Source organism: Paracoccus endophyticus (genome assembly GCF_003286075.1).
Lineage (GTDB): Bacteria > Pseudomonadota > Alphaproteobacteria > Rhodobacterales > Rhodobacteraceae > Paracoccus > Paracoccus endophyticus.
In genome coordinates, this window is record NZ_QLUV01000004.1 from 229,283 (window position 1) to 253,354 (window position 24,072).

25 protein-coding genes and 1 pseudogene are annotated in these 24,072 nt (G+C 68.6%); 24 read left to right on the forward strand and 2 right to left on the reverse strand.

Going from position 1 to position 24,072, the window contains the following annotated elements; translation table 11 throughout:
- Positions 1-6: 6 nt before the first annotated feature.
- A complete protein-coding gene (locus DPQ23_RS07430) occupies positions 7-666 on the forward strand; it encodes a phosphatase PAP2 family protein (RefSeq protein ID WP_112874062.1) in 660 nt (219 codons plus the stop codon).
- Here the strand turns inward: DPQ23_RS07430 and DPQ23_RS07435 are convergent.
- Positions 654-1,091 (reverse strand): hypothetical protein, encoded by a 438-nt coding sequence (locus tag DPQ23_RS07435; protein WP_112874063.1) that lies wholly within the window; start codon positions 1,089-1,091, stop codon positions 654-656. The genes DPQ23_RS07430 and DPQ23_RS07435 overlap by 13 nt on opposite strands.
- A 153-nt stretch (positions 1,092-1,244) precedes the next feature.
- On the opposite strand from DPQ23_RS07435, the gene moaA reads away from it, so the two are divergent.
- Positions 1,245-2,243, forward strand: a complete 999-nt coding sequence (gene moaA, locus DPQ23_RS07440; RefSeq protein WP_112874064.1) for a GTP 3',8-cyclase MoaA — start codon at positions 1,245-1,247, stop codon at positions 2,241-2,243.
- A gap of 118 nt (positions 2,244-2,361) precedes the next feature.
- On the opposite strand, the gene DPQ23_RS07445 is transcribed toward moaA, so the two are convergent.
- The gene (locus DPQ23_RS07445; RefSeq protein WP_112874065.1) at positions 2,362-3,960 is read right to left on the reverse strand and encodes a bifunctional metallophosphatase/5'-nucleotidase; all 1,599 of its coding nucleotides are present in this window, start codon (positions 3,958-3,960) and stop codon (positions 2,362-2,364) included.
- A 191-nt stretch (positions 3,961-4,151) separates the two neighbouring features.
- Between DPQ23_RS07445 and uvrA the strand changes: the two are divergent.
- The 22 genes and pseudogenes from uvrA to nuoL form a co-directional block, all read left to right on the forward strand.
- Positions 4,152-7,013, forward strand: a pseudogene (uvrA, locus tag DPQ23_RS07450) (excinuclease ABC subunit UvrA); the annotation flags it as partial.
- 128 nt (positions 7,014-7,141) lie between these two features.
- Entirely contained in the window at positions 7,142-7,915 is a 774-nt protein-coding gene (locus DPQ23_RS07455) for an SDR family NAD(P)-dependent oxidoreductase (RefSeq protein WP_112874067.1), read from the forward strand.
- Positions 7,916-8,027: 112 nt separating this feature from the next.
- On the forward strand, positions 8,028-8,393 hold the full coding sequence (locus DPQ23_RS07460; RefSeq protein WP_112874068.1) for an NADH-quinone oxidoreductase subunit A: 366 nt from the start codon (positions 8,028-8,030) through the stop codon (positions 8,391-8,393).
- Positions 8,384-9,037: a NuoB/complex I 20 kDa subunit family protein gene (locus tag DPQ23_RS07465; RefSeq protein ID WP_276310551.1), complete on the forward strand. Its 654-nt coding sequence runs from the start codon at positions 8,384-8,386 to the stop codon at positions 9,035-9,037. The genes DPQ23_RS07460 and DPQ23_RS07465 overlap by 10 nt, the downstream gene beginning before the upstream one ends.
- A gap of 4 nt (positions 9,038-9,041) precedes the next feature.
- Complete coding sequence (locus DPQ23_RS07470) at positions 9,042-9,695, forward strand: NADH-quinone oxidoreductase subunit C (RefSeq protein WP_112874069.1); 654 nt, start codon at positions 9,042-9,044, stop codon at positions 9,693-9,695.
- Entirely contained in the window at positions 9,692-10,135 is a 444-nt protein-coding gene (locus DPQ23_RS07475; protein ID WP_112874070.1) for a thioesterase family protein, read from the forward strand. Before DPQ23_RS07470 ends, DPQ23_RS07475 begins: the two co-directional genes overlap by 4 nt.
- 6 nt (positions 10,136-10,141) lie before the next feature.
- On the forward strand, positions 10,142-11,380 hold the full coding sequence (locus DPQ23_RS07480) for an NADH-quinone oxidoreductase subunit D (RefSeq protein ID WP_112874071.1): 1,239 nt from the start codon (positions 10,142-10,144) through the stop codon (positions 11,378-11,380).
- 61 nt (positions 11,381-11,441) lie between these two features.
- Positions 11,442-12,323 carry an NADH-quinone oxidoreductase subunit NuoE gene (gene nuoE / locus DPQ23_RS07485; protein WP_112874072.1) on the forward strand — a complete coding sequence of 294 codons (882 nt, stop codon included), beginning with the start codon at positions 11,442-11,444 and terminating at the stop codon, positions 12,321-12,323.
- Between the two features lie 72 nt (positions 12,324-12,395).
- Positions 12,396-13,406, forward strand: coding sequence for a hypothetical protein (locus DPQ23_RS07490; RefSeq protein ID WP_112874073.1), 1,011 nt, complete (start codon positions 12,396-12,398; stop codon positions 13,404-13,406).
- Complete coding sequence (locus tag DPQ23_RS07495; protein ID WP_112874074.1) at positions 13,403-13,648, forward strand: DUF5337 domain-containing protein; 246 nt, start codon at positions 13,403-13,405, stop codon at positions 13,646-13,648. Before DPQ23_RS07490 ends, DPQ23_RS07495 begins: the two co-directional genes overlap by 4 nt.
- A gap of 12 nt (positions 13,649-13,660) precedes the next feature.
- Complete coding sequence (gene nuoF, locus DPQ23_RS07500) at positions 13,661-14,956, forward strand: NADH-quinone oxidoreductase subunit NuoF (protein WP_112874075.1); 1,296 nt, start codon at positions 13,661-13,663, stop codon at positions 14,954-14,956.
- A gap of 23 nt (positions 14,957-14,979) precedes the next feature.
- On the forward strand, positions 14,980-15,456 hold the full coding sequence (locus DPQ23_RS07505; RefSeq protein ID WP_162630668.1) for a DUF5333 domain-containing protein: 477 nt from the start codon (positions 14,980-14,982) through the stop codon (positions 15,454-15,456).
- Positions 15,453-15,866, forward strand: a complete 414-nt coding sequence (locus tag DPQ23_RS07510) for a hypothetical protein (protein ID WP_162630669.1) — start codon at positions 15,453-15,455, stop codon at positions 15,864-15,866. The genes DPQ23_RS07505 and DPQ23_RS07510 overlap by 4 nt, the downstream gene beginning before the upstream one ends.
- A 22-nt stretch (positions 15,867-15,888) precedes the next feature.
- Entirely contained in the window at positions 15,889-17,907 is a 2,019-nt protein-coding gene (gene nuoG, locus DPQ23_RS07515; protein WP_112874077.1) for an NADH-quinone oxidoreductase subunit NuoG, read from the forward strand.
- Between the two features lie 4 nt (positions 17,908-17,911).
- On the forward strand, positions 17,912-18,682 hold the full coding sequence (locus DPQ23_RS07520; RefSeq protein ID WP_112874078.1) for a hypothetical protein: 771 nt from the start codon (positions 17,912-17,914) through the stop codon (positions 18,680-18,682).
- Between the two features lie 17 nt (positions 18,683-18,699).
- On the forward strand, positions 18,700-19,764 hold the full coding sequence (gene nuoH / locus DPQ23_RS07525; RefSeq protein ID WP_112874079.1) for an NADH-quinone oxidoreductase subunit NuoH: 1,065 nt from the start codon (positions 18,700-18,702) through the stop codon (positions 19,762-19,764).
- A 3-nt stretch (positions 19,765-19,767) separates the two neighbouring features.
- The gene (locus DPQ23_RS15385; RefSeq protein ID WP_162630670.1) at positions 19,768-19,944 is read left to right on the forward strand and encodes a hypothetical protein; all 177 of its coding nucleotides are present in this window, start codon (positions 19,768-19,770) and stop codon (positions 19,942-19,944) included.
- A 1-nt stretch (position 19,945) separates the two neighbouring features.
- Positions 19,946-20,437, forward strand: coding sequence for an NADH-quinone oxidoreductase subunit NuoI (nuoI, locus tag DPQ23_RS07530; RefSeq protein WP_112874080.1), 492 nt, complete (start codon positions 19,946-19,948; stop codon positions 20,435-20,437).
- A complete protein-coding gene (locus tag DPQ23_RS07535) occupies positions 20,434-20,838 on the forward strand; it encodes a carboxymuconolactone decarboxylase family protein (protein WP_112874081.1) in 405 nt (134 codons plus the stop codon). The genes nuoI and DPQ23_RS07535 overlap by 4 nt, the downstream gene beginning before the upstream one ends.
- Positions 20,835-21,434 (forward strand): NADH-quinone oxidoreductase subunit J, encoded by a 600-nt coding sequence (locus tag DPQ23_RS07540; RefSeq protein WP_112874082.1) that lies wholly within the window; start codon positions 20,835-20,837, stop codon positions 21,432-21,434. Before DPQ23_RS07535 ends, DPQ23_RS07540 begins: the two co-directional genes overlap by 4 nt.
- Before the next feature lie 49 nt (positions 21,435-21,483).
- Entirely contained in the window at positions 21,484-21,789 is a 306-nt protein-coding gene (nuoK, locus tag DPQ23_RS07545) for an NADH-quinone oxidoreductase subunit NuoK (RefSeq protein WP_112874083.1), read from the forward strand.
- 6 nt (positions 21,790-21,795) lie between these two features.
- The gene (gene nuoL / locus DPQ23_RS07550; RefSeq protein WP_112874084.1) at positions 21,796-24,072 is read left to right on the forward strand and encodes an NADH-quinone oxidoreductase subunit L; all 2,277 of its coding nucleotides are present in this window, start codon (positions 21,796-21,798) and stop codon (positions 24,070-24,072) included.

A 24,072-nucleotide genomic window follows, 5' to 3' on the forward strand; every position in this document is an offset into this window, starting at 1 on the left:
CCCCGCATGAGCGAAACCATCGTCGACCGGATCGAGGACGCGGACGTGGCCCTGTCGGTAGAGGCGGGCCAGTGGCGCGACCACCCCGCGGTGCAGGCCGCGGGCATCCTCAGCGAGATCGCGGACCAGCCGCCCGCCTACGCGCTGTCGGCGGCGGCGCTGGGGGCGGGGCTGGTCCTGCGCCATGCCGCGCTGGCCGAGGGCGGCGCCCGGGCGCTGGCGTCGGTATGGCTTGCCACCCGCATCAAGGCCGCGATCAAGTCGCGGATCGTGCGGACCCGTCCCACCAAGCTGCTGGAGGAGGGGGAATACCGGACCGGCGTGGACGGCCCGGACGAGCATGACTACAACTCGTTCCCCTCGGGTCATACCGCCGACGCGGTGGCCGGCACGCGGGCGGCGGCGCGGGTCGCGCCGGGGGCCGCGCTGCCGCTGGCGGGACTGGCGGTTGCCATCGGCGTGGTGCAGGTGCCGCGCGCCAGGCACCACCTGGCCGACGTGGTCGCCGGGGCCGCCGTGGGCTGGCTGGCCGAGGCCTGCGTGGACGCCGCCTTTCGCCGCCTGCGCCTGCCCGCGCGGCTGCGCGCAGGGCTGGCGCACCGGGGCGGCGACCCCGCGGCGATGCGCGACGCACGCGCCCCGGGACAGGGCGATCAGATCGCGTAGACCTCGACCTCGGGCAGATCGGTCAGATCCGCGCCCAGGCCCTGCAGCGCCGGCAGCGACAGCTGGCTGCCCGCGGACGCGGGGCCGCCCAGCGGGATCAGGTCCACGTTGACGCTGCGGCCGGTGGCGGGGTTGGTGATCCGGCCCTTGCCGGCCGTCCTGACCAGCGGGGTCCGCATCCACAGGCCGGGCTGCGTCGCATCGCCCAGGGACGCGATGGTGGTGCCCAGCCGGCCCGAGGCCGCGGCGTCCGCCGACGCCCCGCTGGCCGCCTCGGCCGCGGCCGCCGTGGCCGCAGGGGTCCCGGCAGAGACGGTGGCCGAGGGCGTCCGCGGCGGGGGGTTGAGGCCGGCCATCGGGTCGTCGCCGCAGGCGGCCAGCGCCAGCAGGGGCAGGATCAGGGCAAGGCGGGCGGTCTTGGTCATGGGCGGGGTTCCTGGCTTGGTCGTCGCGGGCGGACGTCGCCCGAATGGCCCGACGCTAGGCGCACGGCGGCCGGGCTGTCCACGCGCGGGCGCGCGCCACAGCAAGAACCCGCCGCGCTTGTGCCGGATGCGCCACGGACCTATGTTGACGGGATGCAGCCGCCCCTGATCGACCCCTTTGCACGCGCGATCACCTATCTGCGGGTGTCGGTGACCGACCGGTGCGATTTCCGCTGCACCTATTGCATGGCGGAACACATGCAGTTCCTGCCCAAGGCCGATCTGCTGACGCTGGAGGAGCTGGAGCGCCTGTGCGGCGCCTTCGTGGACCTGGGCGTGCGCAAGCTGCGCATCACCGGGGGCGAGCCGCTGGTGCGCCGCAACATCCTGTCGTTCTTCCAGGCGATGTCGGCGCGGCTGGGCGCCGGCCTGGACGAGCTGACGGTGACCACCAACGGCAGCCAGCTTGCCCGCTTTGCCCAGCCGCTGGCCGACCTGGGGGTGCGGCGGATCAACGTCTCGCTGGATACGCTGAACCCCGACAAGTTCGCCGCCATCACCCGCTGGGGCCGGTTGCCGCAGGTGCTGGACGGCATCCGGGCCGCGCGCGACGCCGGGCTGCGCGTCAAGATCAACACCGTCGCGCTGAAGGGCTTCAACGAGGACGAGCTGTTTTCCCTGCTGGACTGGTGCGCGGGCGAAGGGCACGACCTGACCTTCATCGAGGTCATGCCGATGGGCGAGATGGGCGAGGAGATGCGGCTGGACCAGTATTGGGCGCTGTCGGACCTGCGCGCGCGGCTGGACCAGCGGCTGACCCTGACGCCGCTGGCCGAGCGCACAGGCGGACCCGCCCGCTATGTCCGGGTCGAGGAGACGGGCCAGAAGATCGGCTTCATCACGCCGCTGACGCATAATTTCTGCGAAAGCTGCAACCGCGTGCGCGTGACCTGCACGGGCGAGCTGTTCATGTGCCTGGGGCAGGAGGACCGCGCCGACCTGCGCGCGCCCCTGCGCGCCAGCGACGACGATGACGCCCTGCGCCAGACGATCCGCGCGGCGATCGCCCGCAAGCCAAAGGGCCACGACTTCGACTATACCCGCGGCGTCGCCGGGCAGATGAGCCGGCACATGAGCCACACGGGCGGCTGACCCCCGGCCGGGCGGCGGTGCGGGTCACACGGCGTGCGCCGTCCACCGGACGCGATGGCAGGGTCCCGGCGTCCACCCCGTCCCGGTAGTTCAGGGCATCTTACCCCTGTCGTCCGCGTCAGCGGACGGTGATGCGCCCGTCCAGCCGGGGCGCAAAACCCGGCCCCTGCGCGATCAGGTATTCCGCCAGCACATCCGCCAGGTCCGGGCCGAAGTCATAGGCGTCCTGCGCGTCCGTCCTGAACATCGCATAGCCGTCGCCGCCCGTGCGGACATAGTTGTTGGTCACGACGGAATACGTCGCGGCCGGATCAAGCGGGGCCCATGCCTCGCCCTGTCGCACCTGCACGGCGCTGATCCGGCGGCCCACCGGGGCTGCGGGATCAAGGGTGTATTTCAGCCCGGCGACCTGGGCAAAGCGGCCGGCGCCGTCCTGATACTGGCTCGCGCCGTTTTCCAGGGCGGCGATCAGCGTCGCGCCGGTCGTCCGAAAGGTGGACAGCGTGTTCTGGAACGGCAGCACGCTGACGATCTCGCCCATGGTGACGGGGCCTGCGTCGATGGAGGCGCGCAGGCCCCCGCCGTTCTGGATCGCGATGGTCACGCCCTGATCGGCGGTGCGCGCCAGCATGGCGTCGGCCACGACGTTGCCCATCTCGCATTCGCGGGCGCGGCAGTCGGCGCGGTCGCCCCCGATGGGGGCTGCGATGTCGGCGACCAGCTTCTGCTTGATCGCCTCGATCGGCGCGCCCATCGCGCGCACGCGCGCCTCGATCGCCGGGTCGGGCGTGATCGAGGCGTCCAGCAGGATCGGCGCACCCGTGGCGGCCGTCAGCCGGCCCGCATCGTCGAAGGTCAGCGTCAGGTGGCCCAGGTATTTCGAATAGGCATAGGCCGTCGCCACCGGCACGTCGGCCCCGTCGGGTCCCTTGACCATCGTCGGATAAGGCCCTTCGGCCCCCTTCATGTCGCCCAGCAGCGTGTGGCTGTGGCCGCCGATCACCGCGTCGAGGCCCGGGACCTGCGCCGCAAAGTCCAGGTCGCGGCGATAGCCGGAATGGGTCAGGGCGATGATCCGGGTCACGCCTGCGTCGGTCAGCGCCCGCGCATCCGCCGTCAGGCTGGCGATGTCGTCCTGAAAGGTCACGGACGGGCCGGGGGACGCGGTCTCGGGCGTGTCCATCGCCAGCGCGCTGACGATCCCGATCCTTTCGCCGCCGATGTCCAGGGTCACGGTGTCGTCCACCTTGCCGTTCAGCACCTTCGACCGCGACACGTCGATGTTGCCCGACAGCACGGGGAACGCCACGCCGTCCAGCAGCGTGGCCAGCCCCTCGGGGCCGTCGTCGAATTCGTGGTTGCCGATGGCCATGGCGTCAAAGCCGATGGCCGACATGAACTCGGCCACCTCGCGGCCCTTGTAGGTCGTGTAGAACAGGCTGCCCTGGTACTGGTCGCCCGCGTCCAGCACGATGACGTTGCCGCCGGCCGCGGTGATCTCGTCCCGCTTCGCCTTGATCGCGGCCGCCATGCGCGCCACGCCGCCGAAACATTCGTCCTTGGCCAGCGCCTCGGCATCGCAGGTCGAATCATAGCCGTTGATCGGCTCGATCCGGCTGTGAAAGTCGTTGATGTGCAGGACGTGCAGCACATAGTCCGCACGGGCGGCGCCGCTGGACAGGGCAAGCAGGGCGGTGGTCAACAGCAGACGGTGCATCGCAGGCTCCTGCAGGGGTGGGCCGACGATAGCGGCCTGATGCGACGCGTCAATGACGGCGTCGGCGCAAGGGGCGCTGCGGGGTCGGGGCCGGATGGCGGCAGCCGGGCGTTCGTGTTACGTTCCGTCCAACCGCTTGCGTTCGGCGCAAGCCTGCCTATCTGATGCCCTTGTCCCCGAAAGGCCGGTCCATGGAACACAAGTTCATCCAAGTGCGCGGCGCGCGCGAGCACAACCTGAAATCCGTGGACATGGACATTCCCCGCGACAGCCTTGTGGTGATCACCGGCCTGTCGGGGTCGGGCAAGTCCAGCCTGGCCTTCGACACGATCTATGCCGAGGGCCAGCGCCGGTACGTGGAATCGCTCTCGGCCTATGCCCGGCAGTTCCTGGACATGATGGGCAAGCCCGACGTGGACCACATCAGCGGCCTGTCGCCCGCGATTTCCATCGAGCAGAAGACGACCAGCAAGAACCCCCGTTCGACCGTGGGGACGGTCACGGAGATCTATGACTATCTGCGGCTGCTCTTCGCCCGCTCGGGGACGCCCTATTCGCCCGCGACCGGCCTGCCGATCGAGGCGCAGCAGGTGCAGGACATGGTGGACCGGGTGATGGCGATGCCCGAGGGCACGCGCGCCTATCTGCTGGCGCCCATGGTGCGCGACCGCAAGGGCGCCTACGAGAAAGAGCTGCTGGAGCTGCGCAAGAAGGGCTTCCAGCGGGTCAAGATCGACGGGGCGTTCCACGAGCTGGATACCCCGCCCGCACTGGACAAGAAGCTGCGCCACGACATCGACGTGGTGGTGGACCGCATCGTGGTGCGCGAGGGGCTGGAAACGCGCCTCGCCGACAGCTTTCGCACCGCGCTGGACCTGGCGGACGGCATCGCCGTCCTGGAGGTCGCGGCCGGGCCTGGGGGCGATGAGGCGTCCGAGCCCGAGCGCATCACCTTCAGCGAGCATTTCGCCTGCCCGGTGTCCGGCTTTACCATCCCCGAGATCGAGCCGCGGCTGTTTTCCTTCAACGCGCCGCTGGGCGCGTGCCCGGCCTGCGACGGGCTGGGGGCCGAACTGTTCTTCGACGAGCGGCTGGTGGTGCCCGACGCGTCGCTGTCCATCGCGCAGGGGGCGATCGCGCCCTGGGCGCGGTCCAAGTCCGCCTACATGACGCAGACCGTCAACGCGCTGGCCGCGCATTACGGGTTCGACCGCAAGACCCCGTGGCGCGACCTGCCCGACTCCGTCCGCCACATGGTCATGCATGGATCGGGGCCCGAGGAGATCCGCTTCCGCTTTGACGACGCCGGCCGCGTCTATGAGGTCAGCCGCACCTTCGAGGGGGTGATCCCGAACCTCGACCGCCGCTACAAGGACACCGACAGCGCCTGGTCACGCGAGGACATGGAGCGCTATCAGAACAGCCGCCCCTGCCACGTCTGCGAGGGCTATCGCCTCAAGCCCGAGGCCTTGGCGGTCAGGGTCGCGGGCCTGCACATCGGGCAGGTGACCCGGATGTCGATCCGCGAGGCGCTGGACATGATCGGGCAGGTGCAGCCGCAGCTGTCGCGGCAAAAGGCCGAGATCGCCACCCCGATCCTGAAGGAGATCCGCGAGCGGCTGGGGTTCCTCGTCAACGTGGGGCTGGATTATCTGACGCTGTCCCGCGCGGCCGGCACGCTGTCGGGGGGCGAAAGCCAGCGCATCCGCCTGGCCAGCCAGATCGGCAGCGGCCTGACGGGCGTGCTGTACGTGCTGGACGAGCCCAGCATCGGCCTGCACCAGCGCGACAACGACCGGCTGCTGGACGCGCTGAAGGGGCTGCGCGACCAGGGCAACAGCGTGATCGTGGTGGAACATGACGAGGACGCGATCCGCCATGCCGACTATGTCTTCGACATGGGACCGGGGGCCGGGGTGCACGGCGGCGAGGTCGTGGCCAAGGGCACGCCCGAGGAGATCGAGGCCAATGCCGACAGCCTGACCGGGCAGTATCTGGCCGGCCTTCGCGCGATCCCCCTTCCCGCCGAGCGCCGCAAGGGCAATGGCAAGGCCGTGACGGTCGAAGGGGCGACGGGCAACAACCTCAAGGACGTGACCGTCGATTTCCCGCTTGGCCGCTTTGTCTGCATCACCGGCGTGTCGGGCGGGGGCAAGTCCACGCTGACCATCGAGACGCTGTTCAAGACGGCCTCGATGCGGCTGAACGGCGCGCGGCAGACGCCCGCGCCCGCCCGCGCGGTCAAGGGGCTTGAGCAGCTGGACAAGGTCATCGACATCGACCAGCGGCCCATCGGCCGCACGCCGCGGTCTAACCCCGCGACCTACACCGGCGCCTACACCCATATCCGCGACTGGTTCGCGCGCCTGCCCGAATCCAAGGCGAGCGGCTATGGTCCCGGCCGGTTCAGCTTCAACGTCAAGGGCGGGCGCTGCGAGGCCTGCCAGGGCGACGGTGTCATCAAGATCGAGATGCACTTCCTGCCCGATGTCTACGTCACCTGCGAGACCTGCAAGGGCAAGCGCTACAACCGCGAGACGCTGGAGGTCGAGTTCAAGGGCAAGTCCATCGCCGACGTGCTGGACATGACCATCGAGGACGCGCAGGAGTTCTTCCGCGCGGTGCCGTCGATCCGGTCCAAGATGGATGCGCTGGTGCAGGTGGGCCTCGGCTATGTCAAGGTCGGCCAGCAGGCGACGACGCTGTCGGGCGGCGAGGCGCAGCGGGTCAAGCTGGCCAAGGAACTGTCCCGGGCGTCCACCGGCAAGACGCTGTATATCCTGGACGAACCCACCACGGGGCTGCATTTCGACGACACCCGCAAGCTGCTGGAGGTGTTGCAGCGGCTGGTCGATCAGGGCAACACGGTCGTGGTGATCGAACATAACCTCGACGTCATCAAGACCGCCGACTGGATCATCGACATCGGCCCCGAGGGGGGTGACGGCGGCGGCTGCATCGTGGCCGAGGGCACGCCCGAGGACGTGGCGCAGGTCGCCGAAAGCCACACCGGCCGGTATCTCGCCCAGACCCTGAGCAAGGCGGCGCGCAGGCAACCGCCGGTCGAGGCGTCCGCCCCACCGCGACGGGCGCGCCCGGCCGCCGCGCGCGTGTCCGCAGCCTAGGCCGCGGCGCAGGGCGCACCCCTTCGCCGACCGGATCACAAACGACGGAGCGTTTCATGTCCACATCCGACATCACCTTCGATTTCTCGGGCCGGGTGGCGATCGTCACCGGCGCGGGATCGGGAATCGGCCGCGCCATCGCGCTGGAGCTGGCACGCTCGGGCGCCGGGGTCGTGGCCGGGGATCTGAGGCAGGATGTCGCAGACGCGGTCGTTTCCGAGATCGAGCGCGCGGGCGGCCGGGCCACAGGCGTCGCGGGCGACGTGGCCGACCCCGCCAACGCCGAGGCGCTGGTCCGGGCGGCCGCCGGGCTGCCCGGCACGCTGGCGATGGCCGTCAACAACGCGGGCATCGGCGGGCCGCATGCGGATGCGGGCGACTATCCCCTGGACGGCTGGAAACGGGTCATCGACATCAACCTGAACGGCGTCCTTTACGGGATGCGCGCGCAACTGGCGGCGATGGCGGGGGCGGGGACCCCGGGGTCGATCGTCAACATGGCCTCGATCCTGGGCAGCGTAGGCTTCGCCGGCTCCAGCGCCTATGTCGCGGCCAAGCATGGCGTCGTGGGCATGACCAAGGCCGCGGCCTGGGAATACGGGGCGCGCGGCATCCGCGTGAACGCCGTGGGCCCCGGCTTCATTCGGACCCCGCTGGTCGAAGACAGCCTGGACGACGCCACCCTGAAGGGGCTGGCGGGCCGCCACGCGCTGGGCCGCCTGGGCACGCCCGAGGAGGTCGCCGCCCTGACGCTGTTCCTGCTGTCGGACCGGGCGCGCTTCATCACCGGCAGCTATCACCTGGTCGATGGCGGCTACACGGCAGCCTGAGGCGTCGCCCGGGCGGTGTCGTCGCATTGACCCTCGGCCCCGCGGCGGATAAACGAAACAAGCCAAGCCACTCGTCCCGGCGCGACCGGAACGACGTCAGGGAGCCAGCCTCGTGGACTATCTGCTGTCCGAATACCTGCCCGTTCTGGTCTTCATGGGAATGTCCGGGGCGCTGGCCATCGTGCTGGTGCTGGCCGCGGCCGTGATTGCCGTGCGCAATCCCGACCCCGAGAAGGTCAGCGCCTACGAATGCGGCTTCAACGCCTTTGACGACGCGCGGATGAAGTTCGACGTCAGGTTCTATCTCGTGTCGATCCTGTTCATCATCTTCGACCTCGAGGTGGCGTTCATGTTCCCCTGGGCGGTCAGCTTCCAGGGGCTCAGCGACGTGGCGTTCTGGTCGATGATGGTGTTCCTGGCCGTGCTGACGGCCGGCTTTGCCTATGAATGGCGGAAAGGGGCGCTGGAATGGGCGTGACCGAAACGACCGAAACGGCCCAGACGACCGACCGGGTCGGGGGGGCCGGGCCTTCCCATCACGGCGGCCACCCGACCGGCGTGCAGTCGGGGCTGATCTTTCCCGAACGCAGCGGCGTCCAGGCGGGCGCGAACACGGCGGGCGCGGACCGCGAGCACACCACCCAGGCCCTGAACCGCGAGTTGCAGGACAAGGGTTTCCTGCTGACCACGACCGAGGACATCATCAACTGGGCGCGCAACGGCTCGTTGCACTGGATGACCTTCGGCCTGGCCTGCTGCGCGGTCGAGATGATGCACACGTCGATGCCGCGCTATGACCTGGAACGCTTCGGCACCGCGCCGCGCGCAAGCCCGCGGCAGTCGGACCTGATGATCGTCGCGGGCACGCTGACCAACAAGATGGCGCCGGCGCTGCGCAAGGTCTACGACCAGATGCCCGAGCCGCGCTATGTCATCAGCATGGGGTCCTGCGCGAACGGCGGGGGCTATTATCACTACAGCTACTCGGTGGTGCGCGGCTGCGACCGCATCGTGCCCGTGGACATTTACGTGCCCGGCTGCCCGCCCACGGCCGAGGCGCTGCTGTATGGCATCCTGCAACTGCAGCGGCGCATCCGCCGCACCGGCACGCTGGTAAGGTAAGGCCATGTCGATCCAGACCCACGTTGACCCGCAGGCCCTGGCCGATCTGGGCGAGATGATCGCCCAGCGCCGTCCCAACGATGTCATCGCGACCGAGGTCGCCTTTGGCGAGCTGAACGTCACCATCCACGCCTCGGCCATCGTGGGCGTGGTCGAGTTCCTGCGCGACGAGCCGACCTGCCGGTTCAACATGCTGGTGGACATCACCGCCATCGATTTCCCGCAGCGCCCGGCGCGGTTCGACGTCGTGTGGCATTTCCTGTCGATGTACACCAACCAGCGCATCCGCCTGCGCGCCGCGGTGCGCGAGGACGACCTCGTCCCCTCGCTGACGCGGATCATGCCGTCGGCCAACTGGTTCGAGCGCGAGGTGTTCGACATGTTCGGCGTGCTGTTTTCCGGCCACCCGGACCTGCGCCGCATCCTGACCGACTATGGCTTTCGCGGATTCCCGCTGCGCAAGGACTTTCCCACGACGGGCTATGTCGAGGTGCGCTGGGACGACAGCGAAAAGCGCGTCGTGTACGAGCCGGTGAACCTGACGCAGGAATACCGCAAGTTCGATTTCCTGTCCCCGTGGGAGGGTGCGCAGTACATTCTGCCCGGCGACGAAAAGGCCCCGGCGACGCTTGGCGTCACCGCAGAGGGCAAGAAATGAAGCCGGGCCTGACCACCGGCGCGCGCGCCAGCTTGGCCATGACCGTCGGCCCGTCCCACCTGGTCCCGGCGCTCTTCGGCGAACAGAACGGCGGCGCCGGCGCCTTTCGCGACATGCCGGCGGTGTTTGCCACCGCCAACATGGTCGGGCTGATGGAATGGGCCTGCGTCGAGCAGTTGCGCCCGTTCTACGATCTGGGCGAGGACAGCTTGGGCATCCACGTCGACGTGGACCACACGGCCCCGACACTGCCCGGCCAGACCGTCACCGTGGACACCGAGGTCGAGTCGGTCGATGGCCGCTTCGTCTGGTTCCGGGTCCGCGCCCATGACGGTGTCGAGGTGATCGGCCAGGGCCGCCACCGCCGCGCGGTGATCGACCGCGCGAAATTCGCCGACCGGCTGGCCGCCAAGGCTGCCCGCGTCGCAGAACAGGGATAGGGTCCGATGGACGGCGACATCCGCAGCAACGCCTATGACGACGGCACGCAGGACGTGCTGACGGGCGAACAGCGCATCCGCAACTTCAACATCAACTTCGGCCCCCAGCACCCGGCCGCGCACGGTGTGCTGCGGATGGTGATTGAGCTCGACGGCGAGATCGTCGAACGGGTGGATCCGCACATCGGCCTGCTGCACCGCGGCACCGAAAAGCTGATGGAAGACCGCACCTACCTGCAGAACCTGCCCTATATGGACCGGCTCGACTATGTGTCGCCGATGTGCATGGAGCATGTCTGGTGCCTGGCGATCGAGCGTCTGACCGGGGTCGAGATCCCGCGCCGCGCCAGCCTGATTCGCGTGCTGTTTTCGGAGATCACCCGGATCAAGAACCATCTGCTGAACGTGACCACCGGCGCGATGGACGTCGGCGCGCTGACCCCGCCGCTGTGGGGGTTCGAGGAACGCGAGAAGCTGATGATCTTCTATGAGCGGGCCAGCGGCGCGCGCATGCACGCGGCCTATTTCCGGCCGGGCGGGGTGCATCAGGACCTGCCCCCCAAGCTGCTGGACGACATCGACGAATGGGCCGAGCATTTCCCGCGCGTCGTCCGCGACCTGGATACGCTGATCACGGAAAACCGCATCTTCAAGCAGCGCACGGTCGATATCGGCGTCGCCAAGGAACAGGACATCCTGGACTGGGGCTTCTCCGGGCTGATGGCGCGCGCATCGGGCCTGGCCTGGGACCTGCGCCGCTCGCAGCCCTATGAATGCTATGACGAGTTCGAGTTCGAGGTTCCCGTCGGCACCAACGGCGACTGCTATGACCGCTACCTGTGCCGGATGGAGGAGATGCGCCAGTCCACCCGCATCATCCGCGACTGCATTGCCAAGCTGAAGGCCGAGCCGGCCGGCGACGTTCTGGCGCGCGGCAAGCTGACGCCGCCGCCTCGCGCCGACATGAAGCGGGACATGGAAAGCCTGATCCACCACTTCAAGCTGTACACCGAGGGCTTCAAGGTTCCCAAGGGCGAGGTCTATGCCGCCGTCGAGGCGCCCAAGGGCGAGTTCGGCGTCTATCTTGTCAGCGACGGCAGCAACAAGCCCTATCGCGTCAAGCTGCGCGCGCCGGGGTTCCTGCACCTGCAGGCCATGGACTGGATGGCCAAGGGTCACATGCTGGCCGACGTGTCGGCGCTGATCGCCACCATGGACGTCGTGTTCGGCGAGGTGGACCGGTGATCCATCGCACCCTGTCGCCGACCGTCCCGGTCATGCCGTTCGTTTTTGCCGAGGTCGCCTGATGCTGCGCCGACTGTCCCATGTCCAGCCCGAATCCTTCGAGTTCACGCCCAGGAACCTGGCGTGGGCGCAAGCGCAGATCACCAAGTTCCCCGAGGGCCGCCAGCAGTCCGCGATCATCCCGCTGCTGTGGCGCGCGCAGGAACAGGAAGGCTGGCTGACGCGCCCGGCCATCGAATATGTCGCCGACCTGCTGGGCATGGCCTATATCCGGGCGCTGGAGGTGGCGACGTTCTACTTCATGTTCCAGCTGCATCCGGTTGGACGGATTGCTCATATCCAGATCTGCGGCACGACGACCTGCATGATCTGCGGGTCCGGCGACCTGATCGCCGTCTGCCGCGACAAGATCGCGCCGACCGCGCACACGCTGTCGCCAGACGGGAATTTCAGCTGGGAAGAGGTCGAGTGCCTGGGCGCCTGCTCGAACGCGCCGATGGCCCAGATCGGCAAGGACTACTACGAGGACCTGACGGCCGAGAAACTGGCCGCGCTGATCGACGCGCTGGCGGCGGGGCAGGTGCCGGTTCCGGGACCGCAGAACGGGCGCTATTCGTCCGAACCGCTGGGCGGGCCGGTGGCGCTTGCGGCGATGAAGGGGACGGGCGAGCCGCTGAACGCGTCGGCCGCGCGGGCCGTGGCGCTGCGCGACACGGTCAAGCGCATCGACGGAAGCGAGGCGCCGCTTCTGACGCCCTGGCAGCGCCGCCCCGAGGCCGCGACCGACAGCGGTGATCTTTCGGACGAGCCGCGCCCGTCGGAGGGGCGGCCGGTCGACGGGACGGGCATCACCGTGCAGCAGGCGGCGGGAACGTCGCCGGGCAGGCCGGTGGGCAAGACCGAACCGGCAGGCCAGCCGGCGGATGCGAAGGGTACCGAGTAACACCAGGTCGAACGGCGGGGGTTGGGGCAGATGAGCGAGTGCAGGCGGACATGTTGGATCGCGGCGGGGCTGATGGGCCTGCTGGTCCTGGCGCTGACCAGCGGCGCAGGCGATCTGGGCCTTTTCGCCGGGCTGGTGCTGGGCGTGCTGACCGCGACGCTTGTGGGCAGCTTCCTTGTGTTCCTTGTCTGCGAGGGCCAGCCCGCTGAGGCCCTGACGGCCGACGACTGGGCGGCCGACGTGGGCGCCCCTGTGGCGGCGGCCGCTGCTCCTGTCCAGTTCGGCGCCATCCCGGCGCGGCAGCCCCTGTCGCAGCCGCAGGCCGGGACGACGCTGACGGCCTCGGCCGCGTCCCAGGCCCTGCACACGCTGCCCGCACGTGCAGCGACGACGCCCCCTGACGGATCGGTTCCCCTGACCGGCGCGCCCCCCGGCGCCTCGACCAACCCGACCGAGGCCGTGACATTCACCGCCGCCGGCAGGGCGAGTCCCGCGACCGCTGCGCCTCCTGCGGCTGTGGCTGCGCAACCCGAGCCCGAGGATCAGGCGACGCCTGCCCCTTCGCTGCCCACGGACGTGCCGTCCGAAAGCGCCGAGGGCGAGACTCCGCTCGAGGACACGCGCGCGGTCCTGTACGACCCGTCGCAATCCGAGGACCATTCGATGCCCGGCGAGGCTGTTCCGGCGTCCGAGCCGATGCCGGCCGCGCAGCCCGACCCCGACCAGCTGTCGATCACCATCACCGACCGCGAGTTCGAGGCCGCCGGCCCCGGATCGACGAACGCAGGCCGCCTGTCCGCACAGCGCCGCAAGGACCGCGACATGCTGCCGCAGGGCGCAGACGACCTGGGCCGGATCGACGGCATCGGCCGCAAGCTGACGGCTCAGCTGCACGAGCACGGCATCACACGCTATGACCAGATTGCGGCCTGGACGGACGCCGATGTCGACGCATGGACCGCGCGGCTGGGGCGCAAGGGGGACCGCATCCGCCGCGACGACTGGGTCGGCCAGGCGCGCGTGCTTGCGGCGGGCGGCGAAACGGCGCATTCCCGGCAGGTGGATACGGGTGACGGTCCATGACGGAACGGGCCGACAGCGCACAGATGCGGCTGGCGGGCGGTGTGATCGCCCTGACCATGCTGCTGTGGCTGGCGGCGAACTGGGCGGGGCGGCGTTTCGGCTGGCCCGCGGAATATGCTTTCCTTGCCGATCTTGCGGCGATGGGGGCGCTGGTCTGGTCACTGCTGGTGACCTGGCGGATCTGGCGGCGCCGCGCCTCTGGCGTGCAACGGAACGGGGCCGCTGGCCCGCGCGAACGATAGGACGACGACGCGATGCTGAGCGATCAGGACCGGATCTTCACCAACCTCTACGGCATGGGCGACCGCACCCTGCGGGGCGCGCGGGCGCGCGGCCACTGGGACGGCACCGCCGAGCTGATCGCCCGCGGCCGCGACGGCATCATCGACGAGATGAAGAAATCCGGCCTGCGCGGACGGGGGGGCGCGGGCTTTCCCACGGGCATGAAGTGGTCCTTCATGCCCAAGGAAAGCGACGGCCGCCCGTCCTATCTGGTCATCAACGCCGACGAATCCGAGCCCGCGACCTGCAAGGACCGCGAGATCATGCGCCACGATCCGCACACGCTGATCGAGGGCGCGCTGATCGCCGGGTTCGCGATGGGCGCGCACACGTCCTATATCTACCTGCGCGGCGAATACATCCGCGAGCGCGAGGCGCTGCAGGCGGCCATCGACGAATGCTATGACGCGGGCCTGCTGGGCCGGAACGCGGCGAAATCCGGCTGGGACTTTGACCTGTTCCTGCACCACGGCGCGGGCGCCTATATCTGCGGCGAGGAAACCGCGCTGCTGGAAAGCCTGGAAGGCAAGAAGGGCATGCCCCGGATGAAGCCGCCGTTCCCGGCGGGCGCGGGGCTTTACGGCTGTCCGACCACGGTCAACAACGTCGAATCCATCGCCGTGGTGCCCACGATCCTGCGCCGCGGGGCGGAGTGGTTCGCAGGCTTCGGCCGCCCGAACAACGCGGGCGTCAAGCTGTTTGGCCTGACCGGGCACGTCAACACGCCCTGCGTCGTCGAGGAAGCGATGTCGATCCCGATGCGCGAGCTGATCGAGAAGCACGGCGGCGGCATTCGGGGCGGCTGGAAGAACCTCAAGGCGATCATCCCCGGCGGTGCGTCCTGCCCGGTCCTGCCCGCGCATCTATGCGAGGATGCGATCATGGACTTCGACGGGATGCGCGAGCTGAAATCCAGCTTCGGGACCGCCTGCATGATCGTCATGGACAACTCGGTCGACATCGTGAAGGCGATCTGGCGGCTGTCGGTGTTCTTCAAGCACGAAAGCTGCGGCCAGTGCACGCCCTGCCGCGAGGGCACAGGCTGGATGATGCGGGTCATGGACCGGCTGGTGCGCGGCGAGGCCGAGGTCGAGGAGATCGACATGCTGCTGGACGTGTCCAAGCAGGTCGAGGGTCACACGATCTGCGCGCTGGGCGACGCCGCCGCTTGGCCGATCCAGGGCCTGATCCGGCATTATCGCGAGGAAATCGAGGACCGCATCAAGGCCAAGCGCACCGGCCGCATGGGAGCAATGGCCGCGGAATGACGCATCGGGGCCATCAAGGCGGAATGACGGCGGCGCGCGGGGCTTCTGCGCGCCCGGCCTGCCCTGCTGCGGGAATCGGCCAGCAGACCGCCCTGAAGCGCCTGATCGCCGCCGCCCTGATCGCCGTCCTGCCCCTCGCCGCCTCTGCCGCGGCGGGTCTGCCGCCGTTGGCGCAGGAACGCTATATCAACGACCGCCTGATCGCCGCGCGCATCGCCGACCGCATCCGCAAGGAATGCCCGACCCTCGGCGCCCGGATGATCTATGCCTTCCAGCAGGCGCGGGCGCTGGAGCGTTATGCCCTGGACAAGGGCTATTCCAAGGCCGAGGTCGAGGCGTTCCTTGACAGCAAGCCCGACCGGCAGCGCATCTATGCCACGGCCGAGGATTACCTAGCCCGCAACGGCGCCACGCCGGGCGACCCGGAGAGCTATTGCCGGGTGGGCCGGGCCGAGATGGAAAGGCGCAGCGTCGCCGGATCGCTGCTGGTGGCGAAATGACGCGGGGCGCGCGCCTTTGCGTCATGCTGGCGGCCGGGACGGCGCTGCTGGCGGGCGCGGCGGGTGCGGGGACGGCGCGCGACCGCTTCACGCTGCACTTCGACATCCTGTCGCCGCCCGGCTTCGCGTGCGAGGCCGATGCGCCGGGATCGACGGTGCGCGTCGGCCGCGACCTGCGGGGCGAGCCGATGGTGCGCGTGATGGGCGACGCCCGCGCCGCCCGGATCACCTGCACCGCGCCCGACGGCAGCCGGTGGCTGGCGACCGCGAACCGCACCGCGCCCTATACGCCGTCCGAGCCGACGCTGGGCACCGTGGTCTTTCGCCCCGGCAAGGACGCGATGATGACGATCGTCCGGCTGGGCGAACGGGTGGACTATCAATTCAAGACCTTTGTCCGCGTGGACTGAAGGCAGGGGACACGACACGCCGATGAGCACTCTTCGCACCATCAAGATCGACGACACGCTGATCGAGGTCGATCCGAACCTGACGCTGATCCAGGCCTGCGAGCAGGCGGGGATCGAGGTCCCGCGCTTTTGCTATCACGAGCGGCTGTCCATCGCGGGCAACTGCCGGATGTGCCTGGTCGAGGTCGTCGGCGGTCCGCCCAAGCCGTCCGCGTCCTGCGCCATGCAGGTGCGCGACCTGCGCCCCGGCCCGGACGGCGCGCCGAGCGAGATCAAGACCAACAGCCCCATGGTCCGCAAGGCCCGCGAGGGCGTGATGGAGTTCCTGCTGATCAACCATCCGCTGGACTGCCCGATCTGCGACCAGGGCGGCGAATGCGACCTGCAGGATCAGGCCATGGCCTACGGCGTCGATTTCAGCCGCTATCGCGAGCCGAAGCGGGCCTCCGAGGACCTGGACCTCGGGCCGCTGGTCGAGACGCACATGACCCGCTGCATCAGCTGCACGCGCTGCGTGCGCTTCACCACCGAGGTGGCCGGCATCGAGCAGATGGGCCAGACCGGGCGCGGCGAGGACGCCGAGATCACGTCCTATCTGGGGCTGACGCTGGCATCGAACCTGCAGGGCAACATCATCGACCTGTGCCCGGTGGGCGCACTGGTCAGCAAGCCCTATGCCTTTACCGCCCGCCCGTGGGAGCTGCGCAAGACCGAATCCATCGACGTGATGGACGCGCTGGGGTCGGCGATCCGCATCGACACCAAGGGGCGCGAGGTCATGCGCATCCTGCCGCGCAACCATGACGGCGTGAACGAGGAATGGATCTCGGACAAGACGCGGTTCGTCTGGGACGGGCTGCGCCGGCAGCGGCTGGACCAGCCCTATCTGCGCGAGAACGGCCGCCTGCGCCCGGCCAACTGGTCCGAGGCGCTGGAGGCCGCGGCCCGGGCGATGAAGGGCGGCAAGGTCGCGGGCCTTGTGGGCGATCTGGCCCCGGTCGAGGCGGTGTTCGCGCTGAAGCAGCTGGTCGAGGGGATCGGCGGCACCGTGGAATGCCGGACCGACGGCGCGCGGCTGCCCGCCGGCAACCGCTCGGGGTATGTCGGGACGGCCAGCATCGCCGACATCGACGACGCACGGCGCATCCTGCTGATCGGCACCAACCCCCGGGTCGAGGCCCCCGTCCTGAACGCCCGCATCCGCAAGGCCTGGGTCCATGGCGCGCAGGTCGCCCTGGTGGGCGAGGCCGTGGACCTGACCTACACGTATCACCATCTCGGCACCGACCGCGCGGCCCTGGAGCGCCTGTCCGGGCAGGACGCGGGCGGGGACACGGACGCGCCGGGCCTTGTTGTCGTCGGGCAGGGCGCGCTGCGCGAGGCCGACGGCGCCGCAGTGCTGGGTCATGCGATGCGCCTGTGCGAACGGCTCAACTGCAAGCTTCTGGTGCTGCACACGGCCGCCGCGCGGGTCGGCGCGATGGACGTGGGCGCCGTGACCGAGGGGGGCCTGAACGCCGCCATCGAGGGGGCCGACGTCATCTACAGCCTGGGCGCGGACGAGGTGGACATCGCCCCCGGACCCGTTGTCATCTATCAGGGCAGCCACGGCGACCGCGGCGCGCACCGGGCCGACATCATCCTGCCCGCCGCCTGCTATACCGAGGAAAACGCCCTGTTCGTGAACACCGAAGGGCGTCCGCAACTGGCGCTGCGCGCGAACTTCGCGCCCGGCGAGGCCAAGGAGAACTGGGCCATCCTGCGCGCCCTGTCGGCCGAACTGGGGCAGACCCAGCCCTGGGACGACCTGGCCGGACTGCGGCGCGCGCTGATCGACGCGGTGCCGCACCTGGCCCAGATCGACCAGGTGCCGGGCAATGCCTGGCAGGCGGTCGAGCCGGGGACCCTGGGATCGGCGACCTTCCGCAACGTGGTGCGCGACTTCTACCTGTCCAACCCGATCGCCCGATCCTCGCCCCTGATGGGGCAATTGTCGGCGATGGCGGGCGCGCGGGCCGCGACCGCGCTGGCGGCGGAGTGACGCGATGGCGCGCGCGCTGATCCTGTCGGTCGCGGTGGCGGTGGGGCTGGCCGGCTGCGGCCCGGCGGACCTCGGGCTTGCCACGCCGCCGCGGACCAAGCCCGATCAGGTCACGGTCCAGGTGATGGACCGCTCGGCCGCCGGCACCAAGCTCAGCCGGGCGCGGGTGTCCACCAAGTCGGGCGACATCCTGATCCTCGAGCCGGACGGCTCGGTCACAGAGGTGGCGCTGGACAGCGAGGCCGGCCGCGACGCGTTCGAGGTGACCGAGGCCGAACTGGCCGAGCTGTCGGTCAACCTGGGCCTGGACCTGTCCGCGGCCGACGTCAGCAACTTTGACATGGTGACGCCCGAGCGGCGCCGCCTGCCCACCGCCCAGCAAAAGGCGCTGGAGGCGTTCGCCGCCCGCACCGAGCCCGCGCTGCCGCAGTTTCCAAAGGGCTTCGTCGCCGACCCCGCGGTGTTCGCCGGCGTGCGCGTCGATGCGGTCAAGGGCGACCGCAAGGGCGACCTGGTCGAGGTGACGGCGAACCTGAAGCCGGGGGTGGACGCCGATGTGGCCTTCGCCTATGCCACCTGCGCGCTGGCCGGCTGGGCCAAGGGCACGGGCCGGGACTATGCCCGCCACATCCGCACCCTGCAGGACAAGCGCAAGGGCAAGCTGGTGATCGGATCGGTCTTCACCCTGTCCGAAGGGCGGCCGATGGGTCTGAAGGTGATGGAAACGAATGACACCTTGCGCGCGTGCAAGGACCGCGGCATCCCCGCGGCGTAGGAACGGGAACCGAAGGCATGGCTGATTTCCTGGCATCCCCCTGGGGGCACGCGATGATCCTGCTGCTGCAGGGGCTGGCGATCATCGCATTCGTGATGCTGTCGCTGGTCTATCTGGTCTACGGCGACCGAAAGATCTGGGCGGCGGTCCAGATGCGCCGCGGTCCCAACGTGGTCGGTCCCTGGGGGCTGCTGCAGACCTTCGCGGACGCGATCAAGTACGTCGTCAAGGAAATCGTCATTCCCGCGGGGGCCGACAAGTTCGTCTTCTTCCTTGCGCCGTTCCTGTCGATGACGCTGGCGCTGTCGGCCTTTGTCGTGATCCCCTTCGCGCCGGGCTGGGTGATGGCCAACATCAACGTCGGCATCCTGTTCGTCTTCGCCGTCTCCTCGCTCGAGGTCTACGGCGTCATCATGGGCGGCTGGGCGTCGAACTCGAAATATCCCTTCCTTGCCTCGTTGCGGTCAGCCGCGCAGATGATCTCCTACGAGGTCTCGCTGGGCCTGATCATCATCGGCGTCATCATCTCGGCCGGGACGATGAACCTGTCGGGCATCGTGGAAAGCCAGCGCGGCGGATACGGGCTGTTCAACTGGTACTGGTTGCCGCACCTGCCGATGCTGGTGCTGTTCTTCATCAGCGCGCTGGCCGAGACGAACCGCCCGCCCTTCGACCTGGCCGAGGCCGAATCGGAACTGGTCGCGGGCCACATGGTCGAATACTCCTCGACGCCCTACCTGCTCTACATGGCGGGCGAGTACATCGCGATCTGGCTGATGTGCGCGCTGATCTCGATCCTGTTCTTCGGGGGCTGGCTGTCGCCGATCCCCGGCCTGCCCGACGGCGCGCTGTGGATGTTCCTGAAGATGGTGTTCTGGTTCTTCATGTTCGCCATGGTGAAGGCGATCACGCCGCGCTATCGCTATGACCAGTTGATGCGCGTCGGCTGGAAGGTGTTCCTGCCGCTGTCGCTGGGCTGGGTCGTGCTGGTCGCCTTCCTGGCCCGCTATGACGTGCTGGGCGGCGCATGGGCGCGCTGGGACCACCTGACCCAGATCGGCGCAACCGTTGTCGGAGGATAAGCCATGACCACCAATCAGATCGCGCAGACGCTGGCGACGGCCGATGAGACCGAAAAGGCGCAGTTCGCGCATTTCATCGCCGACGCGCTGGGCCAGGCCGGGGTGTCGCTGGACGCCGCCGGGGTCCGGCTGATCGTGGCCGCCTGCGACCGCTATGCCGCCGAGAACGGAGCCGACTGACATGGCCGTGGATCTGGTCCGCGCGACCAAGTATTTCCTGCTTTGGGACTTCATCAAGGGCTTCGGCCTGGGCATGAAGTACTTCTTCGCGCCCAAGGCCACCATCAACTATCCCCACGAACGGGGGCCGCTGTCGCCCCGGTTCCGGGGCGAGCACGCCCTGCGCCGCTATCCCAACGGCGAAGAACGCTGCATCGCCTGCAAGCTGTGCGAGGCGATCTGCCCCGCGCAGGCGATCACCATCGACGCCGAGCCGCGCGAGGACGGCAGCCGCCGCACCACGCGCTATGACCTCGACATGACGAAATGCATCTATTGCGGTTTCTGCCAGGAGGCCTGCCCGGTCGACGCCATCGTCGAGGGGCCCAACCTGGAGTTTGCCACCGAGACGCGCGAGGAGTTGCTTTATGACAAGCAGAAGCTGCTTGAGAACGGCGACCGCTGGGAGGCCGTCCTTGCCCAGAACATCGCAGCCGACGCGCCGTACCGATGAGTGACGGTTTCACCAAGTTGTTCGCGCAGATGGTCGCCTCGGGGCGCGAGATGGCGCGTGCCTTCAACCCGGCGCTGGAAAAATGGGACCCGCGCGCGTTGGAGAAGATGATCCCCACCATGTCGTCCGACATGATGGAGATGTGGTTCGGCCGCACCTTCAACCGCGAGGGGCTGGACGCCAAGACCCGCCTGCTGCTGACGATCGGCGCGCTGACCGTGCAGGGCGCGCTGGCCGAGCCGCAGCTGCGCCTTGCCGTGCGCCACGCCCGTCAGGCCGGCGCCACGCAGCGCGAGATCGCCGAGACGATCTGGCAGATGAGCATGTTCGGCGGCCTGCCTGCCATGCAGAAGGCGCTGGAACTGGCCCAGTCCGTCTTTGCCGAGGAGGACGACGCATGATGGCTTTCGCCTTCTACCTGTTCGCGATCACCGTCTGCGCCTCGGGGTTCATGGTCGTGATCTCGCGCAACCCCGTCCACTCGGTGCTGTGGCTGATCCTATGCTTCATCTCGGCCGCGGGGCTGTTCGTGATGCTGGGCGCCGAGTTCGTGGCCATGCTGCTGGTCGTCGTCTACGTCGGCGCGGTGGCGGTGCTGTTCCTGTTCGTCGTGATGATGCTGGACATCGACTTCGCCGCGCTGAAGGGCGAGCTGGCCCGTTACCTGCCGCTGGCGCTGCTGATGGGCGTGGTGGTGCTGGCGATGCTGGGCATCGCATTCAGCAACTGGCAATCCTCGGTGGGCGAGACGGCGCGGGCCGTTCCGATCGTCGAGAACTCGTTGAACACCCATGCGCTGGGGATGGTCCTCTATGACCGCTACCTGCTGCCGTTCCAGATTGCGGGGCTGATCCTGCTGGTCGCGATGATCGGTGCGATCCTGCTGACCCTGCGCCACCGCCGCGACATCAAGCGCCAGGACGTGCTGCAGCAGATGTGGCGCGACCCCGCAAAGGCGATGCGGATGACCAACCCGAAATCGGGGCAGGGGCTCTGAGCCCCCGCCGAAGACAAGACACCGGACAACGGACCGTAGGGACAAGACGATGATCGGACTGACACATTACCTGGTCGTGGGGGCGATCCTGTTCGTCACCGGCGTGTTCGGCATCTTCGTCAACCGCAAGAACGTCATCGTCATCCTGATGTCGATCGAGCTGATCCTGCTGTCGGTCAACATCAACTTCGTGGCGTTCTCGGCGCACCTGGGCGACCTGGTCGGGCAGATCTTCACGATGTTCGTGCTGACCGTCGCCGCGGCCGAGACCGCGATCGGGCTGGCCATCCTGGTGGTGTTCTTCCGCAACCGCGGCAGCATCGCCGTGGACGACGTCAACGTGATGAAGGGCTGACCGGGCATGGAAACGTTCATCCTGTTTGCGCCGCTGATCGCCTCGATCATCGCCGGCTTCGGCTGGCCCGCCTTCGGCGAACGGGCGGCGCAGATCCTGACCACGGGCGTGCTGTTCGTCGCCTGCCTGCTGTCCTGGATCGTGTTCCTGAACTTCGACGGCGTGCCGCGGCACATTCCCGTCATGGACTGGATCGTCAGCGGCGATTTCGCCGTGGACTGGTCCATCCGCATCGACCGGCTGACCGCGATCATGCTGATCGTCGTGACCACCGTGTCGGCGCTCGTGCATCTCTACTCGATGGGCTACATGGCCCACGACGACAACTGGGCCGAGGACGAAGCCTACAAGGCCCGGTTCTTCGCCTATCTGTCGTTCTTCACCTTCACCATGCTGATGCTGGTGACGGCGGACAACCTGCTGCAGATGTTCTTCGGGTGGGAGGGCGTGGGCCTCGCCTCCTATCTGCTGATCGGGTTCTATTACCGCAAGCCCAGCGCCAACGCCGCCGCGATGAAGGCGTTCATCGTGAACCGCGTGGGCGACTTCGGCTTTCTGCTGGGCATCTTTGCGCTGTACTGGATGACCGGGTCGCTGCGTTTCGACGAGATCTTCGCGCAGGTGCCGCAACTGGCGCAGACCGACCTGCAGTTCCTGTGGCGCGACTGGAACGCGGCCAACCTGATCGGGGTGCTGCTGTTCATCGGGGCGATGGGCAAGTCGGCCCAGCTTGGCCTGCACACCTGGCTGCCTGACGCGATGGAGGGCCCGACCCCGGTCAGCGCCCTGATCCACGCCGCGACCATGGTGACGGCGGGCGTGTTCCTGGTGTGCCGCATGTCGCCGCTTTACGAATTCGCGCCCGACGCCAAGCAGTTCATCGTGATCATCGGCGCCTCGACCGCGTTCTTTGCGGCCACCGTCGGGCTGGTCCAGAACGACATCAAGCGCGTCATCGCCTATTCGACCTGTTCGCAGCTGGGCTACATGTTCGTGGCGGCGGGGGTCGGCGTCTATTCGGTGGCGATGTTCCACCTGTTCACGCACGCCTTCTTCAAGGCGATGCTGTTTCTGGGCGCGGGCTCGGTCATCCACGCGATGCACCATGAACAGGACCTGCGGAACTATGGCGGGCTGCGCAAGAAGATCCCCTATACGTTCTGGGCGATGCTGATCGGGACGTTGGCGATCACCGGCGTCGGCATCCCGCTGACGACCATCGGCTTTGCCGGCTTCCTGTCCAAGGACGCGGTGATCGAAAGCGCCTATGCCTCCGGGTCGGGCTATGCCTTCTGGCTGCTGGTGATCGCGGCCTGCTTCACCAGCTTCTATTCCTGGCGGCTGATGTTCCTGACCTTCTGGGGCGCGCCGCGCCCGCAGAAGGTCTGGGACCCCGAGGTCAAGGCCGAGGAGGAGGTGCAGCCGGTCCACGGCCATGCCCACGGGCATGACGATCACGGCCACCACGACCCGATGCACGCGCACGACCACGCGCATGAAAGTCCGCCGGTGATGCTGGTGCCGCTGGGCGGGCTGGCCCTTGGCGCGGTGTTCGCGGGGATGATCTGGTACGCGCCCTTCTTCGGCGACCATGACCGCGTGACGCAGTTCTTCCACATGCCGCATGTCGCCGCGGGCGCGGAACACGGCAGCGCGGACCCCGCGGACCATGTCGCGGCCCCGGCGGAGACGGCGGCCCCCGATGCAGGCGCGGCCGGTCATGGCGTGGCCGAGGCCACCGCCGACGCGGGCGATCCGGCGACGGGCGAAGGTGCGGGGGCGGCCGCGGCCGATCATGCGGCGGGCGGCGTGACCGCCGCGGTTCCGGCCCCGGTCGGCGGCGCGATCTACATGCATCCCGACAATCACGTCATGGACGAGGCACACCACGCGCCTGTGTGGGTGAAGGTCTCGCCCTTCATCGCGATGCTGATCGGGCTTGGGCTGGCCTGGGTGATGTACATCCGCGCACCCTGGGTCCCGGCGCGCCTGGCTGCGACCCAGCACCCGCTGTATCGCTTTCTGCTGAACAAATGGTATTTCGACGAGCTTTACGACTGGGTCTTCGTCCGCCCGGCGCGCTGGCTTGGTCGGGCGCTGTGGAAGGGCGGGGACGGGCAGACCATCGACGGGGCCATCAACGGCGTCGCCATGGGCCTGATCCCGCGGCTGACGCGCTTTGCCGGGCGGGTCCAGTCCGGCTATCTGTTCCACTATGCGTTCGGGATGGTGCTGGGCCTTGTCGGAATTCTGATCTGGGTGATGATGCGGGGCACGCTGTAA

What these genes read in the sequence shown, in the direction of transcription:
- DPQ23_RS07495 (WP_112874074.1), top strand. Translation starts at nt 13,403, where the DNA reads ATGACGGAACGGGCCGACAGCGCACAGATGCGGCTGGCGGGCGGTGTG.
- DPQ23_RS07470 (WP_112874069.1), top strand. Translation starts at nt 9,042, where the DNA reads ATGTCGATCCAGACCCACGTTGACCCGCAGGCCCTGGCCGATCTGGGC.
- nuoK (WP_112874083.1), top strand. Translation starts at nt 21,484, where the DNA reads ATGATCGGACTGACACATTACCTGGTCGTGGGGGCGATCCTGTTCGTC.
- DPQ23_RS07535 (WP_112874081.1), top strand. Translation starts at nt 20,434, where the DNA reads ATGAGTGACGGTTTCACCAAGTTGTTCGCGCAGATGGTCGCCTCGGGG.
- DPQ23_RS15385 (WP_162630670.1), top strand. Translation starts at nt 19,768, where the DNA reads ATGACCACCAATCAGATCGCGCAGACGCTGGCGACGGCCGATGAGACC.
- nuoE (WP_112874072.1), top strand. Translation starts at nt 11,442, where the DNA reads ATGCTGCGCCGACTGTCCCATGTCCAGCCCGAATCCTTCGAGTTCACG.
- DPQ23_RS07480 (WP_112874071.1), top strand. Translation starts at nt 10,142, where the DNA reads ATGGACGGCGACATCCGCAGCAACGCCTATGACGACGGCACGCAGGAC.
- DPQ23_RS07510 (WP_162630669.1), top strand. Translation starts at nt 15,453, where the DNA reads ATGACGCGGGGCGCGCGCCTTTGCGTCATGCTGGCGGCCGGGACGGCG.
- DPQ23_RS07520 (WP_112874078.1), top strand. Translation starts at nt 17,912, where the DNA reads ATGGCGCGCGCGCTGATCCTGTCGGTCGCGGTGGCGGTGGGGCTGGCC.
- DPQ23_RS07435 (WP_112874063.1), bottom strand. Translation starts at nt 1,091, where the DNA reads ATGACCAAGACCGCCCGCCTTGCCCTGATCCTGCCCCTGCTGGCGCTG.
- nuoI (WP_112874080.1), top strand. Translation starts at nt 19,946, where the DNA reads ATGGCCGTGGATCTGGTCCGCGCGACCAAGTATTTCCTGCTTTGGGAC.
- DPQ23_RS07490 (WP_112874073.1), top strand. Translation starts at nt 12,396, where the DNA reads ATGGGCCTGCTGGTCCTGGCGCTGACCAGCGGCGCAGGCGATCTGGGC.
- DPQ23_RS07475 (WP_112874070.1), top strand. Translation starts at nt 9,692, where the DNA reads ATGAAGCCGGGCCTGACCACCGGCGCGCGCGCCAGCTTGGCCATGACC.
- DPQ23_RS07505 (WP_162630668.1), top strand. Translation starts at nt 14,980, where the DNA reads ATGACGGCGGCGCGCGGGGCTTCTGCGCGCCCGGCCTGCCCTGCTGCG.
- DPQ23_RS07430 (WP_112874062.1), top strand. Translation starts at nt 7, where the DNA reads ATGAGCGAAACCATCGTCGACCGGATCGAGGACGCGGACGTGGCCCTG.
- nuoL (WP_112874084.1), top strand. Translation starts at nt 21,796, where the DNA reads ATGGAAACGTTCATCCTGTTTGCGCCGCTGATCGCCTCGATCATCGCC.
- DPQ23_RS07455 (WP_112874067.1), top strand. Translation starts at nt 7,142, where the DNA reads ATGTCCACATCCGACATCACCTTCGATTTCTCGGGCCGGGTGGCGATC.
- moaA (WP_112874064.1), top strand. Translation starts at nt 1,245, where the DNA reads ATGCAGCCGCCCCTGATCGACCCCTTTGCACGCGCGATCACCTATCTG.
- DPQ23_RS07540 (WP_112874082.1), top strand. Translation starts at nt 20,835, where the DNA reads ATGATGGCTTTCGCCTTCTACCTGTTCGCGATCACCGTCTGCGCCTCG.
- nuoF (WP_112874075.1), top strand. Translation starts at nt 13,661, where the DNA reads ATGCTGAGCGATCAGGACCGGATCTTCACCAACCTCTACGGCATGGGC.
- nuoH (WP_112874079.1), top strand. Translation starts at nt 18,700, where the DNA reads ATGGCTGATTTCCTGGCATCCCCCTGGGGGCACGCGATGATCCTGCTG.
- DPQ23_RS07465 (WP_276310551.1), top strand. Translation starts at nt 8,384, where the DNA reads ATGGGCGTGACCGAAACGACCGAAACGGCCCAGACGACCGACCGGGTC.
- DPQ23_RS07445 (WP_112874065.1), bottom strand. Translation starts at nt 3,960, where the DNA reads ATGCACCGTCTGCTGTTGACCACCGCCCTGCTTGCCCTGTCCAGCGGC.
- nuoG (WP_112874077.1), top strand. Translation starts at nt 15,889, where the DNA reads ATGAGCACTCTTCGCACCATCAAGATCGACGACACGCTGATCGAGGTC.